The organism is Microbacterium sp. SCPM-O-B-15248 (M128), from assembly GCF_058214835.1.
Map to the genome: position 1 here is coordinate 322258 of NZ_JBYQLI010000002.1, position 22612 is coordinate 344869.

Genomic DNA, 22612 nt, shown 5'->3' on the forward strand with positions numbered 1-22612 from the left:
ACGGATTGCGTGCTAAATCAACCGCTTACTTCGTCGAGAAGCTGACCACCTTCGGCGGGCGCACGACCGCGCGCACGATCTCGCGCTCACCGAGCGCCCGGCGCACCTTCTCGTCCTGGCGGGCCAGGGCCTCAAGCTCTTCGGCGCCGATCTTGGCCGAGACTTCGAGCGTGCCGCGCACCTTGCCGTCGATCTGCACGACCGCGGTCACGGTGTCTTCGACGAGCAGCGTCGGGTCGGCCTGGCGCCACGTCGTGAGCCCGACGAAGCCGTCGTAGCCGAGCGTCTGCCACATCTCCTCGGCGGTGTGCGGGGCGAACAGATCGAGCGTCATCGCGATGACCTCAGCCGCTTCGCGCACGGCGGGGTCGCTCGTGCCCGCGCTGCCGTCGATGGCCTTGCGGGTCGCGTTCACGAGCTCCATGAGGCGCGCGACGACGACGTTGAACTTCGTCTGCTCGACGAGGTTCGGTGCCTCGGCCAGCAGACGGTGCGTGACGCGGCGCAGGGCCTGGTCGCCTTCGGCCCACACGACGTCGGTCTCGCTGTCGACGTCGTGCGCGATGCGGAGGGCACGAGCGAGGAACTTCGCCGCGCCCGTGGTCGAGACGTCGTTCCAGTCCTTGTCGTCTTCCACCGGGCCGGCGAAGGCGAGAGCCACGCGGAGCGCGTCGGCGCCGTGGGCGTCGAGCTCTTCCTGGAAGAGCACGAGGTTGCCCTTGCTCTTCGACATCTTGGCGCCGTCGAGGATCACCATGCCCTGGTTGATGAGGCTCGAGAAGGGCTCGGTGAACTCCACCAGGCCCATGTCGAACAGGGCCTTGGTGATGAAGCGCGCGTACAGAAGGTGGAGGATCGCGTGCTCGACGCCACCGATGTAGTAGTCGACCGGTCCCCACTTGCCGGCCTCGCGGCCCGAGAACGCCTCGGTCTCGTCGTTCGGCGAGAGGAAGCGCAGGAAGTACCACGAGCTGTCGACGAACGTGTCCATCGTGTCGGGGTCGCGGAGCATCGTCTGACCCGTCTCGGGGTCGGTGACCTGCACCCAGTCGGTCGCGGCACCGAGCGGCGATGTGCCCTTGGGCTTGAGATCGAGCCCCTCGACCGACGGCAGCACGACGGGCAGCTGGTCGGCAGGCACGGGCACGATCGTGCCGTCCTCGGCGTGCAGCATCGGGATGGGCGTGCCCCAGTAGCGCTGGCGCGAGATGAGCCAGTCACGCAGGCGGTAGGTCTTGGCCGCGCGGCCGACGCCCTTGGACTCGAGTTCCTCGATCATGCGCGCGATCGCGTGACGCTTGGACAGGCCGTTCAGCGAGCCGGAGTTGATCATGCGACCGTCACCGGTCAGGGCGATGCCCGTCTTCACCGGGTCGAGGTCGTCGACGTCGCCGAGCGGGTCGATCGGCACACCTTCGTCGTCGAGCTCGATCACGGGGATCGCGCCGGTCACCGGAGCGTTCGTGTCGACGACGACCTTCACGGGCAGGTCGAATGCGCGGGCGAAGTCGAGGTCGCGCTGGTCGTGCGCGGGCACGGCCATGACGGCGCCGTGTCCGTAGTCGGCGAGCACGTAGTCGGCGGCCCAGATCGGCAGCTTCTCGCCGTTGACCGGGTTGATCGCGTAGTGGCCGAGGAACACACCGGTCTTCGGGCGGTCGGTGGCCTGGCGCTCGATGTCGGTCGCGCGCTGGACCTCGGCGAGATAGCCCTGGAAGCGCTCGCGCACCTCGATATCGGCGGATGCCGCGAGCTCGGCCGCGAGGTCGGACTCGGGCGCGACGACGAAGAACGTCGCTCCGTGCAGCGTGTCGGGGCGGGTGGAGAAGACCGTGATCTTGTCGGCGCGACCCTCGATCTCGAACTCGATGTCGGCACCGATCGAACGGCCGATCCAGTTGCGCTGCATCTGGATGACCTTCTGCGGCCAGAAGCCCTCGAGCTGGTTGAGGTCGTCGAGCAGACGGTCGGCGTAGTCGCTGATCCGCAGGAACCACTGCGTCAGCTTCTTCTTGACGACGACGGCACCGCTGCGCTCGCTCGTGCCGTCGGGCAGCACCTGCTCGTTCGCGAGCACCGTCTGGTCGACCGGGTCCCAGTTGACGAGGGCGTCCTTGCGGTAGGCGAGGCCCTTCTCGTACAGCTTCTGGAACAGCCACTGGTTCCAGCGGTAGTACTCGGGGTCGCTCGTGTGCAGCACGCGGCTCCAGTCGAACGAGACGCCGTAGTCCTTCAGGCTCTCCTTCTGCTGCGCGATGTTCGCGTAGGTCCACTCCACGGGGTCGGCGCCGCGCTTGATCGCGGCGTTCTCAGCGGGCAGGCCGAACGAGTCCCACCCGATGGGGTTGAGGACGTTGTACCCGCGGTGGCGCCAGAACCGCGCCACGATGTCGGAGTAGAGGTAGTTCTCGGCGTGCCCCATGTGCAGATCGCCCGAGGGGTAGGGGAACATCGCGAGCACGTACTTGCGGGGGCGCGTGTCGGCGTCGCCGCCGGCGCGGAACGGGTCCTTCTCGGCCCACGCCTGCTGCCACTTCGCCTGGATCTCGTGCGGATCGAAGCCTCCGTCGGTGGACGGCGCGGAAGAGGGGTTCTGAGACACGGGTGAGACCAATCGTGAAGTCGGGAGAGCCGCGAGGGCCAGCGTCCAGGCTACCGGACCGCGCGCGGCCCCTTCCGGCGCGGGCAGCGCCTCACCATCCGGGCGGCACGGCGGCACCGAGGGCCGCGAGCGGAGCCCGGGCCTTGATGCCCACTTCGGCGACCTCGGATGCCGCGATCGACCGCCACGTGATGCCTCCCCCGGCACCGACCCAGGCGGCATCCGGCCCCACCACGATGCTGCGGATGACCATCGCGAGATCCGCGGCGCCGTCGTCGCCGACCCAGCCGAACGTCCCGGAGTAGACACCGCGTTCGGCGCCCTCCAGACCGGCGAGGATCTCTCGGGCCGAGGCCTTCGGAGCACCGGTCATGCTCCCGGCGGGGAAGGCGGCGTCGAGGAGATCGCCGATCGTCGTCGCCGGACGCAGCGCCCCCGAGACCTCGCTCACCAGCTGGTGGACGGTCGGATATGTCTCGACCTCGAGCAGCCGATCCACGCCGACCGACGACGGCACGCACACCCGCGAGAGGTCGTTGCGCATCAGGTCGACGATCATGACGTTCTCGGCGCGCTCCTTGGCATCCGATCGCAAGTCGTCGGCGAGGGCCGCATCGCGCTCCGGATCCGGATGCCGCGGACGCGTGCCCTTGATCGGGTGCGTGTGCACGCGTCCCCCGCGCACCTCGAGGAAGCGCTCCGGCGACGCGCTGACGAGCGCCGTGTCGCCCAGACGCAGGAAGCCCCCGTGGTGCGACGAGGCGGCGATACGCAGCCGGCGGAAGGCGGCCAGCGCGTCGACTGTTCCCGGCACGGTGAAGCGGGTGGTGAGGCAGAGCTGGTAGGCGTCGCCGTCCGCGATGCGCTCGCGGCAGGCTTCGATGAGTCCGGCGTACTCCTCGGGGGAATGACGAGCGGATGCCACGCCCCGGCCTTCCACGATCGGAGGCGTCGCGGCCCGTGGCGCATCTGCGGCCGCGGCAGCGAGGGAGCCTCCAGACCCTGTGGACGACAGCACCCAGACGCGCCGCGACGCATGGTCGAAGGCCAGCAGTTCCTCCACCCGCAGCCAGGCGGGAGCGCCCTCGTACGAGACCCAGCCCACCCATCCACCGCGGAAGTCGGGGCCGGAGATGCCCGGGGGCGGGGGGACCGTGGCATCCACGTTCCGGGGCGATCCGGCCGTGTCCGGACGCCCGGCGCCGAGGTAGCTCCACCCCGTCGAGGCGTCGGGGCCGGCGTCGAGCCAGAACGCGTGCGGCTCGTCGGCGAACAGGGCGCAGAAGACGTCTTCGGGCTCCCGCCACCGCGGCAGGGCGACGGTGGAGAGGGAGCGCGGCACGCTCTCAGGCTATGCCTCACCGCCGGCCCTAGGCTGAGCGAGGTGAACGAGATCCTCACGTGGCTGCTCGACGTCGTCCAGAACGTCGACCCCGTGGTGCGCACGCTGGTCGCCGGAGTCGCGATGCTGCTCGAGACGAGCGTGCTCGTCGGTCTCGTGGTCCCCGGGGACACGGTGGTGATCGTCGCGGGCACCGCGATCGCCTCGCCCCTCGAGGGCATGCTCCTCGGCATCGCCGTCGTGCTCGGCTCGCTGGCGGGCGAGAGCCTGGGATTCTGGCTCGGCCGGTACTTCGGCCCCCGCATCCGGGCCTCACGCCTCGGACAGAAGCTCGGCGACCGCAACTGGGACCGCGCCGACCGGTACTTGCGCCGCCGCGGCGGACCCGCGATCTTCCTCTCGCGCTTCCTGCCCGTGCTCCACTCGCTGGTGCCCCTGACGGTGGGGATGAGCGGCTACCGCTACCGGCGATTCCTGGCGTGGACGGCGCCCGCGTGCATCGTCTGGGCGAGCCTGTACATCACGGTGGCCGCCACCGCGGCGGGTACCTACCGGGAGCTCGCGGACCGGATCCACTACGCGGGGTATGTCTTCGTCGGGATCATCGTCGTCTTCCTCGTGCTCGTGTACGTGGGCAAGAAGGTGCTGGAGCGTATCGAGCGCCGTCACCTCGCCGAGGAGGCCGATTCCCTCGAGCCGGCGGGCGACGACGTGAAAGACTGAGCGGGATGCCTCGCTCCCCTCGCGCCAAAGTGCTCTGGTTCGCCCGCCTCGAGTACCGCTTCCATGCCTGGCGCGAACGTCGCGCGCGGGCCCGCGGGCTCCGCCCCGCCGTCGCCGGGTTCCCGGGGTACGGCACCGAGGAGTGGGTGCGGGTGCTGGGCCGTGTCCTCATCGCGCCGCCGCTCAAGCGCACGGCTGCCGGGGATTCGGCGAGCCTGCGGGGCTGGCGCAGCTTCGCCGCCGTCCCGGTGGGCTACGCGCAGGTCACGGTGACCATCGAGGGCGTCTCGCACGAGGTCGTCGCCGACCGCGGAGGCGTCATCGACGCCACACTGCCCGCCTCGCTCGCACCCGGGTGGCAGACGGTGTCCATGAGCGTCGAGGGCAGCGAGCCGACCGAGACCCGCGTCTTCGTCGTGGGTTCCGACATCCGCTTCGGCGTCGTCAGCGACATCGACGACACGGTCATGGTCACCGCGCTCCCCCGACCGCTGCTCGCGGCCTGGAACTCCTTCGTCGTCGACGAGCACGCACGCCAACCCGTTCCCGGGATGGCCGTCATGCTCGAGCGCCTGTCGCGCGAGCACCCCGGCGCGCCCGTCATCTACCTGTCGACGGGTGCCTGGAACGTCGCCCCGACCCTCACGCGCTTCATGCGCCGCCACCTGTTCCCGGCGGGGTCTTTCCTGCTCACGGACTGGGGTCCCACCCACGACCGGTGGTTCCGCAGCGGCCGCGATCACAAGGAACAGAACCTGCGCCGTCTGGCCGCGGAGTTCCCCCACGTGAAATGGCTGCTGGTCGGCGACGACGGCCAGCACGACGATTCGATCTACACGGGCTTCGCGATCGAGCACCCCGAGAGCGTCGCGGCCGTCGCCATCCGACGTCTGCTGCCCGCCGAAGCTGTGCTCGCCGGTGGCCGCACCGTCGTCGACGACCACTCCGCCGCCGACGTGCCGTGGGTGAGCGAGTCGGATGGCGCCGGCCTCCTCGAGCGGCTCGAGGACGTCGGGGTCGTCTCGCGCGACGCCTGACCCGCGCGGGGTCGGTGCCGGTGCGGTGCCGCGTGCGGGGTGGTTGTCGCGCCGTGTCGGTGCGGCGCGGCGATTCCGCGAGACTGCAGCCGGCTGACATCCCGGTTGCAGCCTGCAGTGGAGTTGTCAGCGGCGTGAAGTCTCGCGGGCCCACGGCTCCGTCGCCACCCCGCGTGTCCGAGGTGCCGCGTACGGTGGAGGCATGTGCGGTCGATTCGTCGTGGCCAATGTGGCATCCGAGCTCGTGGGCGTGTTGCGCGTCGACGTCGAGGCCGACGAACTCCCTCCGCCGTCGTACAACATCGCGCCCACGGCATCCGTCGCGATCGTGCTCGACTCGGTGAAGACCGAGCCGCCCGTCCGGCGCCTCGAGGTCGCGCGGTGGGGTCTCGTCCCGGGCTGGGCGAAAGACGTCAAGATCGGGGCGCGCGCCTTCAACGCCCGGTCCGAAGAAGTCGAAGAGAAGCCGATGTTCCGGAACGCCCTCATCAAGCGGCGCGCCGTGATCCCCGCGTCGGGGTACTACGAGTGGAAGACGACCGAGGCGGGCAAGACCCCCCATTACATCCACCCCGCCGACGGTTCACCGCTGTTCTTCGCCGGCCTGTACGAATGGTGGAAAGACCCGGCCAAAGCCGACGACGACCCGGCGCGCTGGGTGCTGAGCTGCACGATCCTCACGCGCGACGCCATCGGGCGGCTCGGGTCGATCCACGACCGGATGCCACTGTTCATGGATCCCGACTTCGCCGATGCGTGGCTCGACCCCACGACAGAGAACGTCGGCGACATCCTGGATGCCGCGATCGACGCGGCCCCCGACATGGTCGAGACCCTTGACGACCACGTCGTGTCGGCGGCGGTGGGCAACGTCCGCAACGATTCCCCCGACCTCATCGAGCCCGTCGAATGAGCGCCGTCCTCGATGGAACCGCCCTCTCCCGCGCCGAGTGGAGCGCCCGGGCCGAGGCGCACGCTGCGCGGGCCGACGAACTGACCGCCGCCCACCGCGCCCGTGCCGCCCGACAGCAGAAGCACCCCGTCGAGGACTTCCTGTTCACCTACTACTCGTACAAGCCGGCGATCCTGCGCAAGTGGCATCCGGGTCCGGGTGTGGCGCTGTGCGATGCCGAGGAGCGCGCGTCCTGGCGCTGGTACTGCGAGTCCGCCGACGGCGTCGAGGTGGATGCCGAGACCTTCCGCCGCGAACGGGGCTCGCTGTACCGCGGAGTCGTGAACCTGCTGCGGGCGACGGCCGCGCGTCCGGCGCGTTTCGGCTGCTTCGGGCTCCACGAATGGGCGATGGCCTACCGCTCCGATGACGTGCGCCACGCCGTGCCGCTGCGGCTGGGGCGCGACGGCACAGATGCCGTCGTCGAGACCCATGAGCTCACCTGTACGCACTTCGACGCGTTCCGGTTCTTCACGCCGGATGCCGCTCCCCGGAACCGCACTGCGCTGACCCGCGACCTGCAGGTGCGCCACGAGCAGCCCGGCTGCCTGCACGCGGGCATGGACGTCTACAAGTGGGCGGTGAAGCTCGGGCCGCTCGTGCCGGGCGACATCCTGCTCGACGCGTTCGCGCTGGCCCGCGACATCCGCACGCTCGACATGGAGGCATCGCCCTACGACCTCGCCGACTGGGGCTACTCCCCCGTCGCGATCGAGACGCCCGCCGGAAAAGCGCAGTACGTCGTTCGCCAGCGCGCGCTGAGCGAGCGGTCCCAGGCTCTGCGCACGGGCCTGCTGAATGCCGTCACCGCGGGCGACGACACGCCCGGTGGAGCTGATTTCTTGCGTCCTGATTCCGTGTAGTAAGCTCATGGAGTTGCCTCGAACGGGGCGGAACAAACGAATACGGGCCTGTGGCGCAGCTGGTAGCGCACCTGCATGGCATGCAGGGGGTCAGGGGTTCGAGTCCCCTCAGGTCCACCAACACAACGTCTCGCGGCATCCGTCGCGAGACGTTTTCGTTTCCCCCGCGATGGCTCGCCGAGGTGGCATCCGGTCGCTACCCGATCAGCTCCACGTCGAACTCCGTGACGACCGCGCGCACTTCGTCGAGGTACTTCTGCGCCTGAGCGGTCAGTGGGATGGCGGAATGGGCGATCCAGCCGATCTCGATGCGCTCGTCGACCTGGAGCGGGACGGCCACGATCTCGGGGTCGAGGTCGTCGCTGATGATGCCGGTCGAGATCGTGTAGCCCTCGAGGCCGATCATGAGGTTGAAGATCGTTGCGCGGTCCGACACCCGGATCTCCTGTGCGCTGGACAGCGTCGAGAGGATCTCCTCGGCGAAGTAGAACGAGTTGTTCGTGCCCTGGTCGAACGTCAGCCGGGGAAGACCGGCGAGATCGTCGAGAGTCACTCGTTCTCGCGCCGCGAGCGGATTCTTGCGCGATACGAAGATGTGCGGGTCGGCGAGGAAGAGCGGGTGGAAGACGAGGCCCGAATCGCGCAGCAGCTTGTCGATCACGTTGCGGTTGAAATCGTTGCGGTACAGGATGCCGAGTTCGCTCCGCAGCGTGCGGACGTCCTCGATGATGTCCCACGTGCGCGTCTCGCGGAGCGAGAACTCGTACTCGGCGGCGTCGCTCGCCTTCACCATCCGGACGAATGCGTCCACCGCGAAGGAGTAATGCTGGGTCGAGACGCCGAGAAGCCGACGCGACGGAGGGCGGTCCAGGTACCGCTGCTCGAGGAGCGCCACCTGTTCGACGACCTGGCGCGCATATCCGAGGAACTCGACACCGTCGGCGGTCAGTGTGATCCCGCGCGCCGACCGGACGAGGAGGGCGCGCCCGACGCGGGCTTCGAGATCCTTCATCGCCGCGGACATCGTCGGCTGCGACACGTAGAGGAGGTCGGCGGCCGCGGTGATGGAGCCCTCCGCGGCGACTTCGATGAAGGACTGCAGCTGCTGCAGCGTCACGCCGCTCGCCCGTCGTGCCATAGGTGAATCCTATAGTTACGGATAGTGGCGATGGATTACCCGATGATCGATCGTGGCCCGCACGATGGACTCACCGACGACCGCCCGGTCGTGGGACGACGAGCTACAGGAGTGGCGCCATGGCGAACGAGTTCACCTTCCGGATCTCGACCACCCGGTTCGACGAGGACTACTCGCCGTCCGACAGCTCTCGGGCCACGACGAACTTCGCCAATCTGGCGCGCGGCGAGGCCCGGCAGGAGAACCTCCGCAACGCGCTGACGATGATCGACCGCCGGTTCAACGACCTCGCGCGGTGGGACAACCCGGACGGCAACCGCTACACCGTCGAGCTCGACATCGTCTCGGTCGACCTGGAGTTCGCCGAGGCGGGCGAAGACCAGCGGTTCCCGCTCCTCGAGGTGCTCGACGTGCAGGTCGTCGACCGGGCGACCGGAAAGCGCCTCCCGGGGATCGTCGGCAACAACTTCTCGTCGTACCTCCGCGACTTCGACTTCAGCGTGCTGCTGCCCGCGGTCAACGCGGACGCGACGACCTTCACGGTGCCCGAGGACTTCGGCACCCTCCACGGCGCCCTCTTCCAGCACTTCCTCGAGTCCGAGACCTATCGCGAGCGCTTCGCGCTGTCGCCCGTGATCTGCATCAGTGTCTCGACGAGCAAGATCTACCGTCGCACCGACAACGTCCACCCCGTCCTCGGCGTCGAGTACGCGCAGAACGAGTACTCCCTCACCGACGAGTACTTCGGCAAGATGGGACTCCAGGTGCGCTACTTCCTGCCCGAGGGCAGCGTCGCGCCCCTCGCGTTCTACTTCCAGGGCGACCTCCTCAACGACTACAGCAACCTGCAGCTCATCGGCACGATCAGCACCATGGAATCGTTCCAGAAGATCTATCGGCCCGAGCTGTACAACGCCAACTCGGCCGCGGCGAACATCTACCGCCCGACCCTCGAGAACCACGACTTCTCGCGGACTCGCGTCGAGTATGACCGCGAGGAGCGCTCGCGACTCGCCGTGACGCAGGGCAAGTACGCCGAGGAGCACTTCATCGCGCCGCACGGAGACCTCCTCGCCCGTTGGGCCGGCCTCTCCCCCGCTCTCGTCCGCTGATCCCCGGGACCCCCACACATGAACACACTTCTGCCCACCGCCGTCGTCGGCAGCCTGCCCAAGCCCTCGTGGCTCGCGGAACCCGAGAAGCTCTGGTCACCGTGGGCACTCGAGGGCGACGCCCTCGTCGAGGGCCAGCAGGACGCCTTGCGCGCGGCCGTCCACGAGCAGCACCGGCGCGGCATCGACATCGTCAGTGACGGCGAGCAGACCCGCCAGCACTTCGTCACGACGTTCATCGAGCACCTCAGCGGTGTCGACTTCGAGAACCGCGAGACGGTTCGCATCCGCAACCGGTACGACGCGAGCGTGCCCACCGTCGTCGGCGCCGTCGAGCGCGAGAAGCCCGTCTTCGTTCAGGATGCCGCGTTCCTCCGGGCCCAAACCGACCAGCCTATCAAGTGGGCCCTCCCCGGCCCCATGACGATGATCGACACGCTCGCCGACCGGTACTACGGCAGTCGCGAGAAGCTCGCGTGGGAGTTCGCCGGCATCCTGAACCAGGAGGCGCGCGAACTCGAAGCGGCGGGGGTCGATGTCATCCAGTTCGACGAGCCCGCGTTCAACGTGTTCTTCGACGATGTGCGGAACTGGGGCATTGCGACCCTGGAACGGGCCGTCGAGGGCCTCCGCGCCGAGACCGCTGTGCACATCTGCTACGGCTACGGGATCAAGGCGAACACCGACTGGAAGGCGACGCTCGGGCCCGAGTGGCGGCAGTACGAAGAGTCGTTCCCGCTGCTGCAGCAGTCGAGCATCGACATCGTGTCGCTCGAGTCGCACAACTCCCGGATCCCGATGCAGATCATCGAATTGATCCGCGGCAAGAAGGTCATGCTCGGGGCCGTGGACGTGGCCACCCACGACATCGAGACCCCCGACGAGGTGGCGGACACGCTGCGGAAGGCGCTGCAATACGTCGATGCCGACAAGCTCATCCCGAGCTCGAACTGCGGAATGGCGCCGCTGCCCCGGGACGTGGCCCTCGCGAAACTGAGCGCGCTGAGCGCCGGTGCGGCGATCCTGCGCGAGGAGCTCACGGGCGCGCCGGTCTGAAACGCCGAAGGGCCGCTCCGGTGGGGGGCGGCCCTTCGATGCGTCTCGGCTCAGTCGGCGGATGCCGGGGTCGGAAGCTCCAGCGGAACGACGGGGCAGTCCTTCCACAGGCGCTCCAGGCCGTAGTAGACGCGCTCCTGCTCGTGGAAGACGTGCACCACGAGGTCACCGAAGTCCAGCAGGATCCAGCGCGATTCCTGACGGCCCTCACGGCGGAGGCGCTTGTGGCCCGCTTCGAGGAGCTTCTCTTCGACCTCGTCGGCGATGGCGGCGACGTTGCGCTCGTTGCGTCCCGTCACGAGGAGGAAGATGTCGACGAGCGGCAGCGGCTCGGACACGTCGAGGGCGACGAGGTCTTCACCCGCCTTCGAGTCGGCGGCGATGGCGGCGATACGCGCCATCTCGATTCCGTTGGCGCTGGCGGTCATCCGAAGACTCCTGTCGTGAAGGCGAGGACCAGCGCGACGGCGACCGCGACGGCGAGGGCGCCGGTGGTGATGATGAGACCGATGACGAGCTTGCTGCCCTTCTCGGGTGCCGGTGGCCGGATGATCTCACCGGGTTGCTTGACGGTGCTGATCGCGGCACTGGCGGCGATCGGCGTCGGGGACGATGCCGGCGGCAGCTCCCCGTCCAGAAGCACGGCGTCGACGTCGCGACCGTCCGTGGTGCCGGGAGCGTGTCCGGCCGAGCCGAGTCCCTCGGGGAGTTCGAACGTGCCGGTGATGAGCACCTCGCCCGTCGATGTCACGGGGCCGACGAGCGGCACGCCCGAGGGGGTCTGCGACAGGATCAGGGCGTTCGGCGTCGACACCGAACCGGTGGAGGGGCCCCGTGCGATGAGCTGGTCGAAGGACGGCGGGAGCGAGATCTCGGGTGTCTGGCCGGCGAGGAGGTCGGACCCGAGGGCCGGGTTCACGGTGGACACCGGGGCGTCCTCATCGCCTCCCGCGGAGGGCTCCGCTGCCACGGGGGTCTCTTCCGCGGCTGCGGGGCGGAAGATCGCTGGGAGCGAGTCCTTCTCGCGTTCGTCCGCGTGGTCGGCCGCGGTGGACGGCGTCTCATCGGGCGAGGCCGAATCCGCTGCGGCGACGGCGACGGCGTGCTCCGTGGCGGGTTCTCCGTACGCGGGTGCCTCAGCCGTCGATGCCGCCGACAGCGGCGCCGGGAGGCCGGGCTGCAGATCGGGCGAGATGATCGGCACGGACGCGGTGCGGATGCGCTCCTGCGCGCGGGCCTGGCGGCGGGTCAGGCCGGTCACACCGAGGTCGCCGGGGTCAGACGCGGGCGCGAAGGATGCGGGAACGATGGGGTGTTCCGTCACGACGGGGGCGGTGGCATCCGTCGATTCCGGCGCCGCTGGAGCGACCTCGTCCGAGGATGGCTCGTCCTCGTCCGCTGCGGCGGGGGCGGCCTCGGTCTTGTCGGCCCTCCCTCGACCGAACAGTCCGCCGAGCACGCCGCCCTTCTTCGCCGGCACCTCGGGAGCCCGCTGCGGCTCGACGACGGGGTCTTCGGCCGATGCTTCCTCGATCGTGGCGTCGCCGGAGGGCGAGGAGATCTGGGCGTCGACCGGCACGGACTCCGGCTCGGCGGGCGCCTCCGGTGCCGGCTCGTCGAGCTGCGGCGTGATGATCGGCGTCGCGCCGGTGTTGCGGAGTTCGCGCAGCTGACGCCGCGTCAGCGGCGGGGTCTCGGGGTTCTCGGATGTGCTCATGCAGGGCTCCGGTAGAGGTGATGCTTCGCGATGTACTGCACGACACCGTCGGGCACGAGGTACCACACCGGGTGGCCTCGGCGCACGCGGGCGCGACAGTCTGTGGACGAGATGGACAGCGCGGGGATCTCGAGTTGGCTGACGTCGTCGGTGGGCAGTCCCTCGGTCGTCAGCACGTGCCCGGGACGGGACACGGCGACGAAATGGGCGAGGTCCCACAGCTCCTGGTGATTGCGCCATCCGAGGATCTGCGCGACGGCGTCGGCACCGCTGATGAAGAACAGATCGGCGCCGGGGCGCTCCCGCTTCAGATCCCGCAAGGTGTCGATCGTGTAGGTGGGGCCGGCGCGATCGATGTCGACACGGCTCACCGTGAACTGCGGATTGGAAGCGGTCGCGATGACCGTCATCAGGTAGCGGTGTTCGCTCTCGGTGACGTCCGCCTTCTGCCACGGTCGCCCCGTCGGCACGAAGATGACCTCATCGAGATCGAACGACTGCGCGACCTCGCTCGCGGCGACCAGGTGACCGTGGTGGATGGGATCGAACGTCCCACCCATGACCCCGATGCGAGGGGTTCGCGTCACCGACATATGGTGGGCCTCAGTGGCCGTGCGCCTCGGGAGTGGGCGTCCCGTTCTTGCGCGCGTAGGCCTCGGCCTTGTGCGCGTGACGGTTCGAGACGTTGCGGTAGGACAGGGTGACCAGGCTCAGCGAGATGAACACGACGAACGCCACCGCGCCGATCCAGAGGGTCTCGGCCTGAACGTTGCCGCCGTGGTGTGCGCCTTCTTCAGCGGCGTGGGCGATCAGCGAGGCGAAAGTCATCAGTGCTCCGTTCGAGAATTCTGCGCGAGGCGCAGATCCATTTTAGCGGTCAGGCCCGGACCTGGCCGTCGCCGCGCCCGAGCCACTTGGTGCTGGTGAGTTCGGCGAGCCCCATGGGGCCGCGGGCGTGCAGTTTCTGGGTCGAGATCCCGACCTCGGCACCGAAGCCGAATTCGCCACCGTCGGTGAAGCGCGTCGACGCGTTCACGAGCACGACGGCCGAATCCACCTCGGCCAGGAATCGCGCTGCGGATGCCGCGTCGTCGGTGATGATCGATTCGGTGTGGTGCGTCGAGTACCGGCGGATGTGCTCGAGAGCGCTGTCGAGATCGTCGACCACGCGCACGGCGAGGTCGAGGCTGAGGTACTCGGTCGCCCAGTCCTCTTCCGTGGCCGCGACGATCCGCGGGTCGTAGCCCGCCGCCGTCTCGTCTCCGTGAACGCGCACCCCGGCGGTGGCGAGCGAGTCGAGGAGGTCGGGCAGGAGCCGGTCGGCCGCGTCCCGGTGCACGAGCACCGTCTCGACGGCGTTGCAGACGCTCGGACGCTGGGTCTTGGCGTTCAGCACGATGTCGCGCGCCCAGTCGGCCCGCGCCGTGGCATCCAGATAGACGTGCACGACACCGGCGCCGGTCTCGATGACGGGCACGGTGGACTCGGTCACGACCGTTTCGATGAGCCCGGCGCTCCCGCGAGGAACGAGGACGTCGACCAGGCCGCGCGCGTTCATGAGGGCGCGGGCGCCCGCACGTCCGAATTCGTCCACGGTCTGGATCGCCTCGGGCGAGACGCCGCGGCTCTTCAGCGCGCCGCGCATGACCTCGACGAGCGCCGCGTTGGAGCTCTGGGCGGCGGACCCTCCGCGCAGCACCACCGCATTGCCCGAGCGGAGGGCGAGGGCGGCGATATCGACCGTGACGTTTGGGCGTGCCTCGTAGATCGAGCCGACGACGCCGAACGGCACGGCGACCTTCTCGAGCGCGAGACCGTTCGCCAGCGTGCGGCGGTCGAGCACGCGGCCGACCGGGTCGGGAAGCTCAGCGACGTCGCGGACCGCGGCGGCCAGAGACGCCACCCGCTCGGCGTCCAGGCGCAGTCGGTCGAGCAGGGCGTCGCCGATGTCGGCATCCCGGCCACGGTCGAGATCCTCGGCGTTGGCCGCGACGATGTCGTCGGTGGCGGCGTCGATCGCATCGGCGATCGCGCGCAGCATCGCCGTCTTGGCTGCGGAGTCGAGGAGTCCGACCTGACGGGCGGCGTCCTTCGCCAGACGCAGGCGATCGTCGACCGAGACGGCGGTGAGGGTCATCGTGTCAGTCTATCGCTGCCGACACGGCGCCCACGGGGCCCGTGCTGAGGGTGACGGGGTCGGGATGCGGCGCGAACCACGTGCCGACGGACGCGCCCGCGAGCGCCTCCGCGACGAGATCGGCACTGGTGACGAGGACGCCGACGCCGGCCGCGGACGCGAGCTTGGCGGCCGAGGCCTTCGTGGCCGCTCCCCCGGTGCCCACGCCGTTCACGGTGACGGACCCGAAGGTGTACTCCGACAGGTCGTCGCCCCACTCGACGTCCGTGATGGGGCGGGCGTCCGGCTCACTGGGCGGGGCCGTGTAGAGGCACTCGATGTCGCTGAGCAGCACGAGTGCATCGGCGCCGATGAGCTGGGCGACCAGCGCTGCCAGACGATCGTTGTCGCCGAAACGGATCTCGTGCGTCGCGACCGTGTCGTTCTCGTTGACGATGGGCAGGATGCCGAGCCCCAACAGCCGCTCCATCGCGCGGCGCGCATTCGACCGGTGCGTCGCGTTCTCGAGGTCGCCCGCGGTGAGCAGAACCTGCCCGGCGAGGAGCCCGAACCGATCGAGCGCGGTCTGGTACCGCCACATCAGGACGTTCTGCCCGACGGCCGCGGCGGCCTGCTGAGTGGCGAGGTCGTTGGGGCGCCCCTGCAGGTCGAGGAGCGGGAGCGCCGTCGCGATCGCTCCCGACGACACCAGCACGACTTCGACTCCTGCTGCGCGCGCCCGGGCGAGGGCATCGACGATGAGGTCTATCCGGAACGCGCCGTCGCCGCTGATCGAGGATGACCCGACCTTCACCACGACTCGCGCGGCGGCGGGCAGGTCGGCACGGACGCGAGCGGTCATTTCGAGGCCTCGTCGTCTCCTGCCCGAGCGGCGAGGCGCTCCGCCTCGAGCTCGGCGCGGGCCTCGGCCTTGGCATCCATCCGCTCGTGGTAGCGCTCGCGGCGCTCGTTGCTCGTGCGGCGGTTGCTCTGCAGAAGACGCGGGTCGGTGCCGCGGGGCGCGGTCATGAGCTCCGCCGCGGACGAGAGCGTGGGCTCCCAGTCGAACACGATGCCGTCGCCGGGGCCGATCACCACGGTCGCACCGGCGACCGCGCCGGAACGGAACAGCTCGTCCTCGACGCCGAGACGCGCGAGACGATCCGCGAGGTACCCGACGGCCTCCTCATTCTGGAAGTCCGTCTGCTGCACCCACTTGACGGGCTTGTCACCGAGGATGCGGTAGACGGGGCCGTAGGTGCCGCCCTCCACCTTGATGGTGAAGTCCTTCTCGGAGCCGGTGGGGCGGATGACGATGCGCTCGGCGGGAGTGTCGTCGAGCGTCGCGACGCGGTGCTGCTCGACGACCTCGGCCAAGGCGAACGTGAGTTCGCGCAGCCCCGCCCGGCTCACCGTGGAGATCTCGAAGACGCGGAACCCTCGCGCCTCGAGGTCGGGGCGCACGAGGTCGGCGAGATCGCGCGCCTCGGGGACGTCGACCTTGTTCAGCGCGACGATCTGGGGGCGCTCGAGGAGCGGCAACTGGCCCTCGGGGACCGGGTAGGCGGCGAGCTCGGCGAGGATGACGTCGAGGTCGGTGAGCGGGTCGCGACCGGGGTCGAGCGTCGCGCAGTCCAGGACGTGGACGAGTGCCGTGCAGCGCTCGACGTGACGGAGGAACTCCAGGCCCAGGCCCTTGCCCTCGCTCGCGCCCTCGATGAGTCCGGGCACGTCGGCGATCGTGAAGCGGACGTCGCCGGCCTGCACGACGCCGAGGTTCGGGTGCAGCGTCGTGAACGGGTAGTCGGCGATCTTGGGCCGCGCGGCGGAGACGGCGGCGATGAGGCTCGACTTGCCGGCCGACGGGAAACCGACCAGCGCCACGTCGGCGACGGTCTTGAGCTCGAGGACGACATCGCCCTCCCACCCGGGCGTTCCCAGCAGCGCGAAGCCGGGGGCCTTGCGCTTGGGTGAGGCCAGAGCGGCGTTGCCGAGCCCGCCGAGCCCACCGGGAGCGACGACGAAGCGCATCCCCGGGGTGAGCATGTCGACGAGCACTTCGCCGTCGGCATCCTTCACGACCGTGCCGAGGGGCACGGGGAGCTCCTGCTCCTCACCGGCCGCCCCGGAGCGGTGGTCGCCCATCCCGAACCCGCCGTTGCCCGCGGAGCGGTGCGGCGAGTGGTGGTAGGACAGCAGCGTCGTCTCCTGCGGGTCGGCGACGAGCACGACGTCGCCGCCGTGTCCGCCGTTACCGCCGTCGGGGCCGGCGAGCGGCTTGAACTTCTCGCGGCGCACCGATACGCAGCCGTTGCCGCCCTTGCCCGCACGCAGGTGCAGGGTGACGCGGTCGACGAAGGTGACCATGAGAGGTCCTTCCGGGATGGGCCGGCCGAGGCCGGGGCGGGAAAAACGACGAGGGGGCGGGCAGTGCCCACCCCCTCGAGAGCGCCGTGCGCTGCGGATTACTCCGCTGCGGCGACGATGTTGACGACCTTGCGGCCGCCCTTCTGACCGAACTGGACCGAGCCGGGGGCCAGCGCGAACAGCGTGTCGTCGCCACCGCGGCCGACGTTGGCGCCGGGGTGGAAGTGCGTGCCACGCTGACGCACGATGATCTCGCCGGCGAGGACGACCTGACCGCCGAAGCGCTTCACGCCGAGGCGCTGTGCGTTGGAGTCACGACCGTTACGGGTGGAGCTTGCGCCCTTTTTGTGTGCCATCTCTGCGTCTCCTGGCTCTTACTTGATGCCGGTGATCTTGACGCGCGTGAGGTCCTGACGGTGGCCCTGGCGCTTCTTGTAGCCGGTCTTGTTCTTGAACTTCTGGATCACGATCTTCGGACCGCGCTCCTCGCCGAGCACCTCGGCCGTGACCGAGACCTTCGCGAGCTTGTCGGCGTCGGTCGTGACCGCGTCGCCGTCGACGAACAGGACGGCGGGCAGCTGGATGCTCTCGCCGATCTTCGCCTTCTGGCGGTCGAGCACGACGATCGTGCCGACCTGGACCTTCTCCTGGCGGCCGCCGGCGCGCACAACTGCGTAAACCACTTCACACCTGTTTCGTTCGGGAGCGCACGGCTCCGGTTTGTCTGATGACGTCGGGAGGGCTTCACGCCCTGAGTCTCGGTGCGATCTGCCGGCCGAAGCCTGCGGGGTCTCGCGCCAACGCGCGGACACGACGCACCAAAGGACGAGTTTAGCTCACCGGGCGGCATCCGGCAAAAGCATCGGGGGTGCGTGTCGGCCGTAGGATCACGGAGTGGCGATTCTCATTGACGACCCGCTGTGGCCTGCGCACGGGCGACTCTGGGCGCACCTCGTGAGCGACGCCAGCATCGACGAGTTGCACGCCTTCGCCGCCGCCGCGGGGATTCCTCGCCGCGCTTTCGATCTGGACCACTACGACGTGCCCGATGAGCGCCACGCCGACCTCGTCGCCGCGGGCGCCGAGCACGTCGGCGGACGTGAGCTCGTCCGCCGCCTGCGCGCGTCCGGTCTGCGGATCACCGCCCGCGAGCGCCGGGCCCGCGCGGAGGCGTGAGGGGTCAAGAACTGTCGCCTGACCGCGTCTGAAGCGACAGATCTTGACCCCTCACGCGCGGGTGGCCTTCGGGACTCAGGAACCGTCGGAGGGCTGGGCGTTCACCGGGGTGCCGGTGAGCGCTGCGGTCGTCACGCGGCGGCGTGAGCGGCCCTGACCCGGTGCCTTGGGCTCGGGGAGAGCCTCGAGCACCGACTCGAGCAGCGCGTCCTTCTCGGTGCGCGCTGCCTTCGGCTCGCGCTTCTTGCGCGGGCGCTTCTCGCGCACGGGCGCCTCGACCTTGGCATCCATGACTGCCTCGACCGAGGCGACGACGGCCGCCTCGACCACGGCCGGGTCTTCGACCGTGGGGTGGATCGTGGATGCCGCGATCTGGGCGAGTGCGGACTTGACGCCCTCGGTGATGACGTGCGTGCCGCCGGTCGGGGCGGCCTGTCCGCCGTTCGCGGGGGCGGTGCCGTTACCCGCGCCGTTCCCGGCGGACGGGCCGTTGCCACCACGGCTGCGACGGTTGTTGCCGTTGCCGTTGCCGTTGGAGCCACCGTTACCGTTGCCTGCGGAGGCCGAACGGTGCTTGACGACGGGGTCGTGGTGCACGACGACGCCGCGACCCGCGCAAACCTCGCACGCCTCGCTGAAGGTCTCGAGCAGACCCAGACCCAGCTTCTTGCGGGTCATCTGCACGAGCCCGAGCGAGGTGACTTCGGCGACCTGGTGCTTCGTCCGGTCGCGGCTCAGGCACTCGATCAGGCGACGCAGCACGAGATCGCGGTTGGACTCCAGCACCATGTCGATGAAGTCGACGACGATGATGCCGCCGATGTCCCGCAGCCGCAGCTGACGGACGATCTCTTCCGCGGCCTCGAGGTTGTTCTTGGTGACGGTCTCTTCGAGGTTGCCGCCGGAACCGACGAACTTGCCGGTGTTGACGTCGACGACGGTCATCGCCTCGGTGCGGTCGATGACCAGCGAACCGCCGGACGGGAGCCACACCTTGCGGTCCAGGGCCTTCTCGATCTGCTCCGTCACGCGGAACGCGTCGAACGGGTCCTGGTCGCCGTCGTACTTCTCGACGCGCTCCAGCAGGTCGGGAGCGACACCCTGCAGGTAGGTGGAGATCGTCGACAGTGCCTCGTCGCCCTGGATGAGCATGCGCGTGAAGTCCTCGTTGAAGACGTCGCGGACGATCTTGACCAGCAGATCGGGCTCGGAGTGCAACAGCGCCGGGGCCTGGATGCTCTTCACCTGGGTGCTGATGTGCTCCCACTGCGCGGTCAGACGCTGCACGTCGCGCGTCAACTGGTCCTCGGTCGCGCCCTCGGCGGCCGTGCGGACGATGACGCCCGACGACTCGGGCAGCACCTCCTTGAGGATCTTCTTCAGGCGCGCGCGCTCGGTGTCGGGGAGCTTGCGCGAAATGCCGTTCATCGACCCGTTCGGCACGTACACGAGGTAGCGGCCGGGCAGCGAGATCTGGCTCGTCAGGCGCGCGCCCTTGTGACCCACGGGGTCCTTCGTGACCTGCACGAGAACGCGGTCGCCGGACTTCAGGGCCAGCTCGATGCGGCGCGGCTGGTTGCCGGTCTCGACGCCGTCCCAGTCGACCTCGCCGGAGTACAGCACGGCGTTGCGTCCACGACCGATGTCGACGAACGCCGCCTCCATGCTCGGCAGGACGTTCTGCACGCGGCCCAGGTACACGTTGCCGATGAGCGACGCGTCCTGGTTGCGGGCGACGTAGTGCTCGACGAGCACGTTGTCTTCGAGGACGGCGATCTGGATGCGACCGGCCTTGGACCGCACGACCATGACGCGGTCGACGGCCTCGCGGCGGGCCAGGAACTCGGCCTCGGTCACGACCGGGCGACGGCGACCGGCCTCGCGACCGTCGCGGCGACGCTGCTTCTTGGCCTCGAGACGCGTGGAGCCCTTGATGCGCTGCGGCTCGGTGATGAGCTCGACGGCGCGCTGGCGCACGGGGGCGGCGGGGGCCTCGAGCTGCTCGTCGGAACCGTTCGCCGCCGCTCCCCCGCGGCGACGGTTGCGACGGCGTGCGTTCGAGGAGACCCGATCGTTCGGAGCCTCGTCCTCGATCTCGTCGACCTCGTCGCGCGCGGGCGCTGCCGGAAGCTCGGGAGCGTAGAAGTGCAGCTGCGTCGAAACGGCCGAGACGAAGACCTCGGGCAGCAGCCCCAGCGAGACCGCGGTCGGGATCACCGGCGTGGCGGGCGCGGCCGGAGCATCGGATGCCGCGGGCTCGGCAGGAGCGTCGGATGCCGCGGGCTCGGGCTCGGCCGGAGCGGCGGATTCCGGGGCGTCGGGCTCGACGGGCGCCTCGGGCTGCGACTCGGCCGCTGCAGACTCCTCCGCCGCTGCGGGCTCCTCCGCCGGCGCGGGCTCATCCGCTGCCGCGTCGTCGCCGTCGGCGGGCTGCGCCTCGGGCTCTGCCTCGCCGGTCTCGAGCACCGCGGGGGCGCCGGAGTCCGTATCGGCCGCAGCCTCGGCGGCATCCACGGCCGCCTCGTCGTCGGCGTCCTCGACGGGGACGGCCTCTTCGGCCGGGGCGTGGCCGGCGGTGAGGGTCTCGTCGTGCGCCGCCTCGGCGGGAGGCGTATCGGTCGCCGGGGTCTCGGCGGGGGTCTGATCGTCGGTTGCGTCGGCCATATCGGACGTACTCCCTGGCGGGCGACACCGCGCGTCGCCCGGCGAAATCTCGTGCGGCGCCGCACCCGGCGGGGCCGCGAACTCACTCGGTCTGCAGCCGGCCTGCGGCTCGTGCTGCGAAGGGCGGTCATCGCCCGAAGTCTGCTGGTGATGGTCCTGCGGCGCGGCCGCGGCTCATCGAAGCTCCATTATCGCACGGTCGGCCCGATTCGGTCACCGTGCACGCCCACCTTGCCCAGCAATAAACGCTTCCTGCACTGGGAAACGCTTGCAGACGGCGTGTTTCAGTGCCGAAAGCGTTTATCGCGGCGCCGGCAGCGCCGCAGCGTCTCGACGGCGAAGGATCGCACAGTGTTGCCACCGTTCGGCAGTGGAAGAATCGGCCGCATGAGCGAAACCGTCACGCCCCGCCGTCCGACCGTCCTGGCGGTCTGGCTCATCATCGCGGGCGTAGTGGGGTGGTGGGCGGCGTTCTCGCTGACGATGGAGCGCTTCCACCAATTGATGGACGGCGGAGCCGCCGCCTCGTGCGACTTCAGCGTGCTGGTGCAGTGCAGCGCGAACCTGCAGTCGTGGCAGGGCAGCGTCTTCGGGTTCCCGAACCCGATCATCGGCCTCGCCGCCTGGATCGCGCCGATCGTGGTCGGGGTCGCGATCCTCGCGGGGGCTCGCTTCGCCCGCTGGTTCTGGATCCTGTTCTGGCTCGGCATCGCCGGGGCCATGACCTTCGTCATCTGGCTGATCTCGCAGAGCATCTTCGTGCTCGGGACGCTCTGCCCGTGGTGCATGGTGACGTGGTCGGTCGTGATCCCCACGTTCTTCGCCGTCACGCTGCACCTGTTGCGCGAGGGCGTCGTCCCGGTGAGCGCGAAGGTTCGGGATGCCGCGGCCTCCCTCATGCCGTGGGTCCCGCTCATGGCCCTCGGGGGCTATGTCGTCGTCGCGGTGCTGGCCCAGCTGCGTCTGGACGTGCTCTCCCAGCTGTGAGGCTCGCGCACCGGCCCGTCCCGCTGCGCGTGCGTAGGGTCGGATCATGGACGTGCCGAACCCGCTCATGCCCGTGCCCCTGGGGGTCGTCTTCGCCGGCGTCGCCGCGTGCTCGTTCCTGCTGACGGTCGGGGCGCTGGCATCCCTCTTCGGACGCTCCCGTCGCCTCGCCACCGCGCAGTACGTCGGCTGGACGCTGATGATCCTGTTCGTGCCGCTCGTCGGTGCCGGACTGTGGTTCCGCGAGACGCGACACATCGCCCCACGCCCGATCGACGAGCGCTCCGCGGACGACGACGGCCGCCGCCCCTGACGGGGACGGCGGCCGCGGTGGCATCCGGGATCAGTCGAACCAGATCGACAGTTCGCGTGCGGCCGACTCGGGGCTGTCGCTGCCGTGGACCAGGTTCTGCTGAACCTTGAGGCCCCAGTCGCGGCCGAAGTCGCCGCGGATCGTGCCCGGGGCGGCGGTCGTGGGGTCGGTGGTGCCGGCGAGGGAGCGGAAGCCCTCGATGACGCGGTTGCCGGCGAGGCGGATCGCCACCGACGGGCCCGAGAGCATGAACTCCAGCAGGGGCTCGTAGAAGGGCTTGCCCTCGTGCTCGGCGTAGTGCTCGGCGAGCCGCTCACGGTCGGGCTCGACGAGGCGGATGTCGACGAGGGCGTAGCCCTTCGCCTCGATGCGGGCGAGGATCGCGCCGGTCAGGCCGCGGGCGACGCCATCGGGCTTGACCAGGACGAGGGTCTCTTCGGTGGCCAT

The 22612-nt window shown here is 69.7% G+C and carries 23 protein-coding genes and 1 tRNA gene; 10 read left to right on the forward strand and 14 right to left on the reverse strand.

Going from position 1 to position 22612, the window contains the following annotated elements; genetic code table 11:
- Positions 1-25: 25 nt before the first annotated feature.
- Positions 26-2602, reverse strand: coding sequence for a leucine--tRNA ligase (leuS, locus tag AC3E6M_RS04205; protein ID WP_490529131.1), 2577 nt, complete (start codon positions 2600-2602; stop codon positions 26-28).
- Positions 2603-2693: 91 nt separating this feature from the next.
- Positions 2694-3944: an anthranilate synthase component I family protein gene (locus tag AC3E6M_RS04210; RefSeq protein ID WP_490529132.1), complete on the reverse strand. Its 1251-nt coding sequence runs from the start codon at positions 3942-3944 to the stop codon at positions 2694-2696.
- A 42-nt stretch (positions 3945-3986) separates the two neighbouring features.
- On the opposite strand from AC3E6M_RS04210, the gene AC3E6M_RS04215 reads away from it, so the two are divergent.
- The 5 genes from AC3E6M_RS04215 to AC3E6M_RS04235 all read left to right on the forward strand — a co-directional run bounded on the left by AC3E6M_RS04215 (position 3987) and on the right by AC3E6M_RS04235 (position 7639).
- Positions 3987-4667 carry a DedA family protein gene (locus AC3E6M_RS04215; protein ID WP_490529133.1) on the forward strand — a complete coding sequence of 227 codons (681 nt, stop codon included), beginning with the start codon at positions 3987-3989 and terminating at the stop codon, positions 4665-4667.
- 5 nt (positions 4668-4672) lie between these two features.
- On the forward strand, positions 4673-5704 hold the full coding sequence (locus tag AC3E6M_RS04220) for an App1 family protein phosphatidate phosphatase (protein WP_490529134.1): 1032 nt from the start codon (positions 4673-4675) through the stop codon (positions 5702-5704).
- Positions 5705-5906: 202 nt separating this feature from the next.
- The gene (locus AC3E6M_RS04225) at positions 5907-6617 is read left to right on the forward strand and encodes an SOS response-associated peptidase (protein WP_490529135.1); all 711 of its coding nucleotides are present in this window, start codon (positions 5907-5909) and stop codon (positions 6615-6617) included.
- A complete protein-coding gene (locus AC3E6M_RS04230) occupies positions 6614-7519 on the forward strand; it encodes a 3-methyladenine DNA glycosylase (protein WP_490529136.1) in 906 nt (301 codons plus the stop codon). The genes AC3E6M_RS04225 and AC3E6M_RS04230 overlap by 4 nt, the downstream gene beginning before the upstream one ends.
- 44 nt (positions 7520-7563) lie before the next feature.
- Positions 7564-7639, forward strand: a tRNA-Ala gene (locus AC3E6M_RS04235).
- Positions 7640-7715: 76 nt separating this feature from the next.
- On the opposite strand, the gene AC3E6M_RS04240 is transcribed toward AC3E6M_RS04235, so the two are convergent.
- Positions 7716-8657 carry a LysR family transcriptional regulator gene (locus AC3E6M_RS04240; protein ID WP_138172318.1) on the reverse strand — a complete coding sequence of 314 codons (942 nt, stop codon included), beginning with the start codon at positions 8655-8657 and terminating at the stop codon, positions 7716-7718.
- Between the two features lie 119 nt (positions 8658-8776).
- On the opposite strand from AC3E6M_RS04240, the gene AC3E6M_RS04245 reads away from it, so the two are divergent.
- Positions 8777-9769 (forward strand): putative oxygenase MesX, encoded by a 993-nt coding sequence (locus AC3E6M_RS04245; RefSeq protein ID WP_490529137.1) that lies wholly within the window; start codon positions 8777-8779, stop codon positions 9767-9769.
- A gap of 18 nt (positions 9770-9787) precedes the next feature.
- Positions 9788-10825 carry a methionine synthase gene (locus tag AC3E6M_RS04250; RefSeq protein WP_490529138.1) on the forward strand — a complete coding sequence of 346 codons (1038 nt, stop codon included), beginning with the start codon at positions 9788-9790 and terminating at the stop codon, positions 10823-10825.
- Between the two features lie 50 nt (positions 10826-10875).
- On the opposite strand, the gene rsfS is transcribed toward AC3E6M_RS04250, so the two are convergent.
- From rsfS to rplU, 9 genes are all read right to left on the reverse strand, one after another.
- On the reverse strand, positions 10876-11253 hold the full coding sequence (gene rsfS, locus AC3E6M_RS04255) for a ribosome silencing factor (protein WP_138172321.1): 378 nt from the start codon (positions 11251-11253) through the stop codon (positions 10876-10878).
- On the reverse strand, positions 11250-12542 hold the full coding sequence (locus AC3E6M_RS04260) for a hypothetical protein (RefSeq protein ID WP_490529139.1): 1293 nt from the start codon (positions 12540-12542) through the stop codon (positions 11250-11252). Before AC3E6M_RS04260 ends, rsfS begins: the two co-directional genes overlap by 4 nt.
- Positions 12539-13135, reverse strand: a complete 597-nt coding sequence (nadD, locus tag AC3E6M_RS04265) for a nicotinate-nucleotide adenylyltransferase (RefSeq protein ID WP_138172322.1) — start codon at positions 13133-13135, stop codon at positions 12539-12541. Before nadD ends, AC3E6M_RS04260 begins: the two co-directional genes overlap by 4 nt.
- Before the next feature lie 10 nt (positions 13136-13145).
- Positions 13146-13370 (reverse strand): hypothetical protein, encoded by a 225-nt coding sequence (locus tag AC3E6M_RS04270; protein WP_138172323.1) that lies wholly within the window; start codon positions 13368-13370, stop codon positions 13146-13148.
- 49 nt (positions 13371-13419) lie between these two features.
- Positions 13420-14679, reverse strand: coding sequence for a glutamate-5-semialdehyde dehydrogenase (locus tag AC3E6M_RS04275; RefSeq protein ID WP_490529140.1), 1260 nt, complete (start codon positions 14677-14679; stop codon positions 13420-13422).
- Between the two features lie 4 nt (positions 14680-14683).
- A complete protein-coding gene (gene proB, locus AC3E6M_RS04280) occupies positions 14684-15520 on the reverse strand; it encodes a glutamate 5-kinase (RefSeq protein ID WP_292902427.1) in 837 nt (278 codons plus the stop codon).
- Positions 15517-17025 carry a GTPase ObgE gene (obgE, locus tag AC3E6M_RS04285; RefSeq protein WP_490529141.1) on the reverse strand — a complete coding sequence of 503 codons (1509 nt, stop codon included), beginning with the start codon at positions 17023-17025 and terminating at the stop codon, positions 15517-15519. Before obgE ends, proB begins: the two co-directional genes overlap by 4 nt.
- A 98-nt stretch (positions 17026-17123) precedes the next feature.
- A complete protein-coding gene (gene rpmA / locus AC3E6M_RS04290) occupies positions 17124-17381 on the reverse strand; it encodes a 50S ribosomal protein L27 (protein WP_138172327.1) in 258 nt (85 codons plus the stop codon).
- Between the two features lie 18 nt (positions 17382-17399).
- The gene (gene rplU / locus AC3E6M_RS04295; protein WP_138172328.1) at positions 17400-17708 is read right to left on the reverse strand and encodes a 50S ribosomal protein L21; all 309 of its coding nucleotides are present in this window, start codon (positions 17706-17708) and stop codon (positions 17400-17402) included.
- Between the two features lie 211 nt (positions 17709-17919).
- Between rplU and AC3E6M_RS04300 the strand changes: the two genes are divergently transcribed.
- Complete coding sequence (locus AC3E6M_RS04300) at positions 17920-18201, forward strand: DUF4031 domain-containing protein (RefSeq protein ID WP_490529143.1); 282 nt, start codon at positions 17920-17922, stop codon at positions 18199-18201.
- Positions 18202-18276: 75 nt separating this feature from the next.
- Here AC3E6M_RS04300 and AC3E6M_RS04305 read toward each other — a convergent pair whose 3' ends face one another.
- Positions 18277-20865 carry an Rne/Rng family ribonuclease gene (locus AC3E6M_RS04305; protein WP_490529144.1) on the reverse strand — a complete coding sequence of 863 codons (2589 nt, stop codon included), beginning with the start codon at positions 20863-20865 and terminating at the stop codon, positions 18277-18279.
- A gap of 387 nt (positions 20866-21252) precedes the next feature.
- Here AC3E6M_RS04305 and AC3E6M_RS04310 point away from each other — a divergent pair, with 387 nt between their 5' ends.
- Both AC3E6M_RS04310 and AC3E6M_RS04315 read left to right on the forward strand, forming a co-directional pair.
- Complete coding sequence (locus AC3E6M_RS04310; protein ID WP_138172331.1) at positions 21253-21852, forward strand: vitamin K epoxide reductase family protein; 600 nt, start codon at positions 21253-21255, stop codon at positions 21850-21852.
- Between the two features lie 46 nt (positions 21853-21898).
- Positions 21899-22165 carry a hypothetical protein gene (locus tag AC3E6M_RS04315; RefSeq protein ID WP_230007732.1) on the forward strand — a complete coding sequence of 89 codons (267 nt, stop codon included), beginning with the start codon at positions 21899-21901 and terminating at the stop codon, positions 22163-22165.
- Between the two features lie 30 nt (positions 22166-22195).
- Here the strand turns inward: AC3E6M_RS04315 and ndk are convergent, their stop codons facing one another.
- Positions 22196-22612: a nucleoside-diphosphate kinase gene (gene ndk / locus AC3E6M_RS04320; protein ID WP_138172333.1), complete on the reverse strand. Its 417-nt coding sequence runs from the start codon at positions 22610-22612 to the stop codon at positions 22196-22198.

Excerpts from the sequence above, each read along its gene's own strand:
- AC3E6M_RS04260 (WP_490529139.1), bottom strand. The coding sequence starts at position 12,542 with ATGAGCACATCCGAGAACCCCGAGACCCCGCCGCTGACGCGGCGTCAG.
- AC3E6M_RS04230 (WP_490529136.1), top strand. The coding sequence starts at position 6,614 with ATGAGCGCCGTCCTCGATGGAACCGCCCTCTCCCGCGCCGAGTGGAGC.
- AC3E6M_RS04250 (WP_490529138.1), top strand. The coding sequence starts at position 9,788 with ATGAACACACTTCTGCCCACCGCCGTCGTCGGCAGCCTGCCCAAGCCC.
- AC3E6M_RS04275 (WP_490529140.1), bottom strand. The coding sequence starts at position 14,679 with ATGACCCTCACCGCCGTCTCGGTCGACGATCGCCTGCGTCTGGCGAAG.
- rsfS (WP_138172321.1), bottom strand. The coding sequence starts at position 11,253 with ATGACCGCCAGCGCCAACGGAATCGAGATGGCGCGTATCGCCGCCATC.
- AC3E6M_RS04305 (WP_490529144.1), bottom strand. The coding sequence starts at position 20,865 with ATGGCCGACGCAACCGACGATCAGACCCCCGCCGAGACCCCGGCGACC.
- AC3E6M_RS04240 (WP_138172318.1), bottom strand. The coding sequence starts at position 8,657 with ATGGCACGACGGGCGAGCGGCGTGACGCTGCAGCAGCTGCAGTCCTTC.
- AC3E6M_RS04245 (WP_490529137.1), top strand. The coding sequence starts at position 8,777 with ATGGCGAACGAGTTCACCTTCCGGATCTCGACCACCCGGTTCGACGAG.
- nadD (WP_138172322.1), bottom strand. The coding sequence starts at position 13,135 with ATGTCGGTGACGCGAACCCCTCGCATCGGGGTCATGGGTGGGACGTTC.
- obgE (WP_490529141.1), bottom strand. The coding sequence starts at position 17,025 with ATGGTCACCTTCGTCGACCGCGTCACCCTGCACCTGCGTGCGGGCAAG.
- AC3E6M_RS04310 (WP_138172331.1), top strand. The coding sequence starts at position 21,253 with ATGAGCGAAACCGTCACGCCCCGCCGTCCGACCGTCCTGGCGGTCTGG.
- AC3E6M_RS04270 (WP_138172323.1), bottom strand. The coding sequence starts at position 13,370 with ATGACTTTCGCCTCGCTGATCGCCCACGCCGCTGAAGAAGGCGCACAC.
- proB (WP_292902427.1), bottom strand. The coding sequence starts at position 15,520 with ATGACCGCTCGCGTCCGTGCCGACCTGCCCGCCGCCGCGCGAGTCGTG.
- rpmA (WP_138172327.1), bottom strand. The coding sequence starts at position 17,381 with ATGGCACACAAAAAGGGCGCAAGCTCCACCCGTAACGGTCGTGACTCC.
- AC3E6M_RS04315 (WP_230007732.1), top strand. The coding sequence starts at position 21,899 with ATGGACGTGCCGAACCCGCTCATGCCCGTGCCCCTGGGGGTCGTCTTC.
- ndk (WP_138172333.1), bottom strand. The coding sequence starts at position 22,612 with ATGGCCACCGAAGAGACCCTCGTCCTGGTCAAGCCCGATGGCGTCGCC.
- AC3E6M_RS04220 (WP_490529134.1), top strand. The coding sequence starts at position 4,673 with ATGCCTCGCTCCCCTCGCGCCAAAGTGCTCTGGTTCGCCCGCCTCGAG.
- AC3E6M_RS04225 (WP_490529135.1), top strand. The coding sequence starts at position 5,907 with ATGTGCGGTCGATTCGTCGTGGCCAATGTGGCATCCGAGCTCGTGGGC.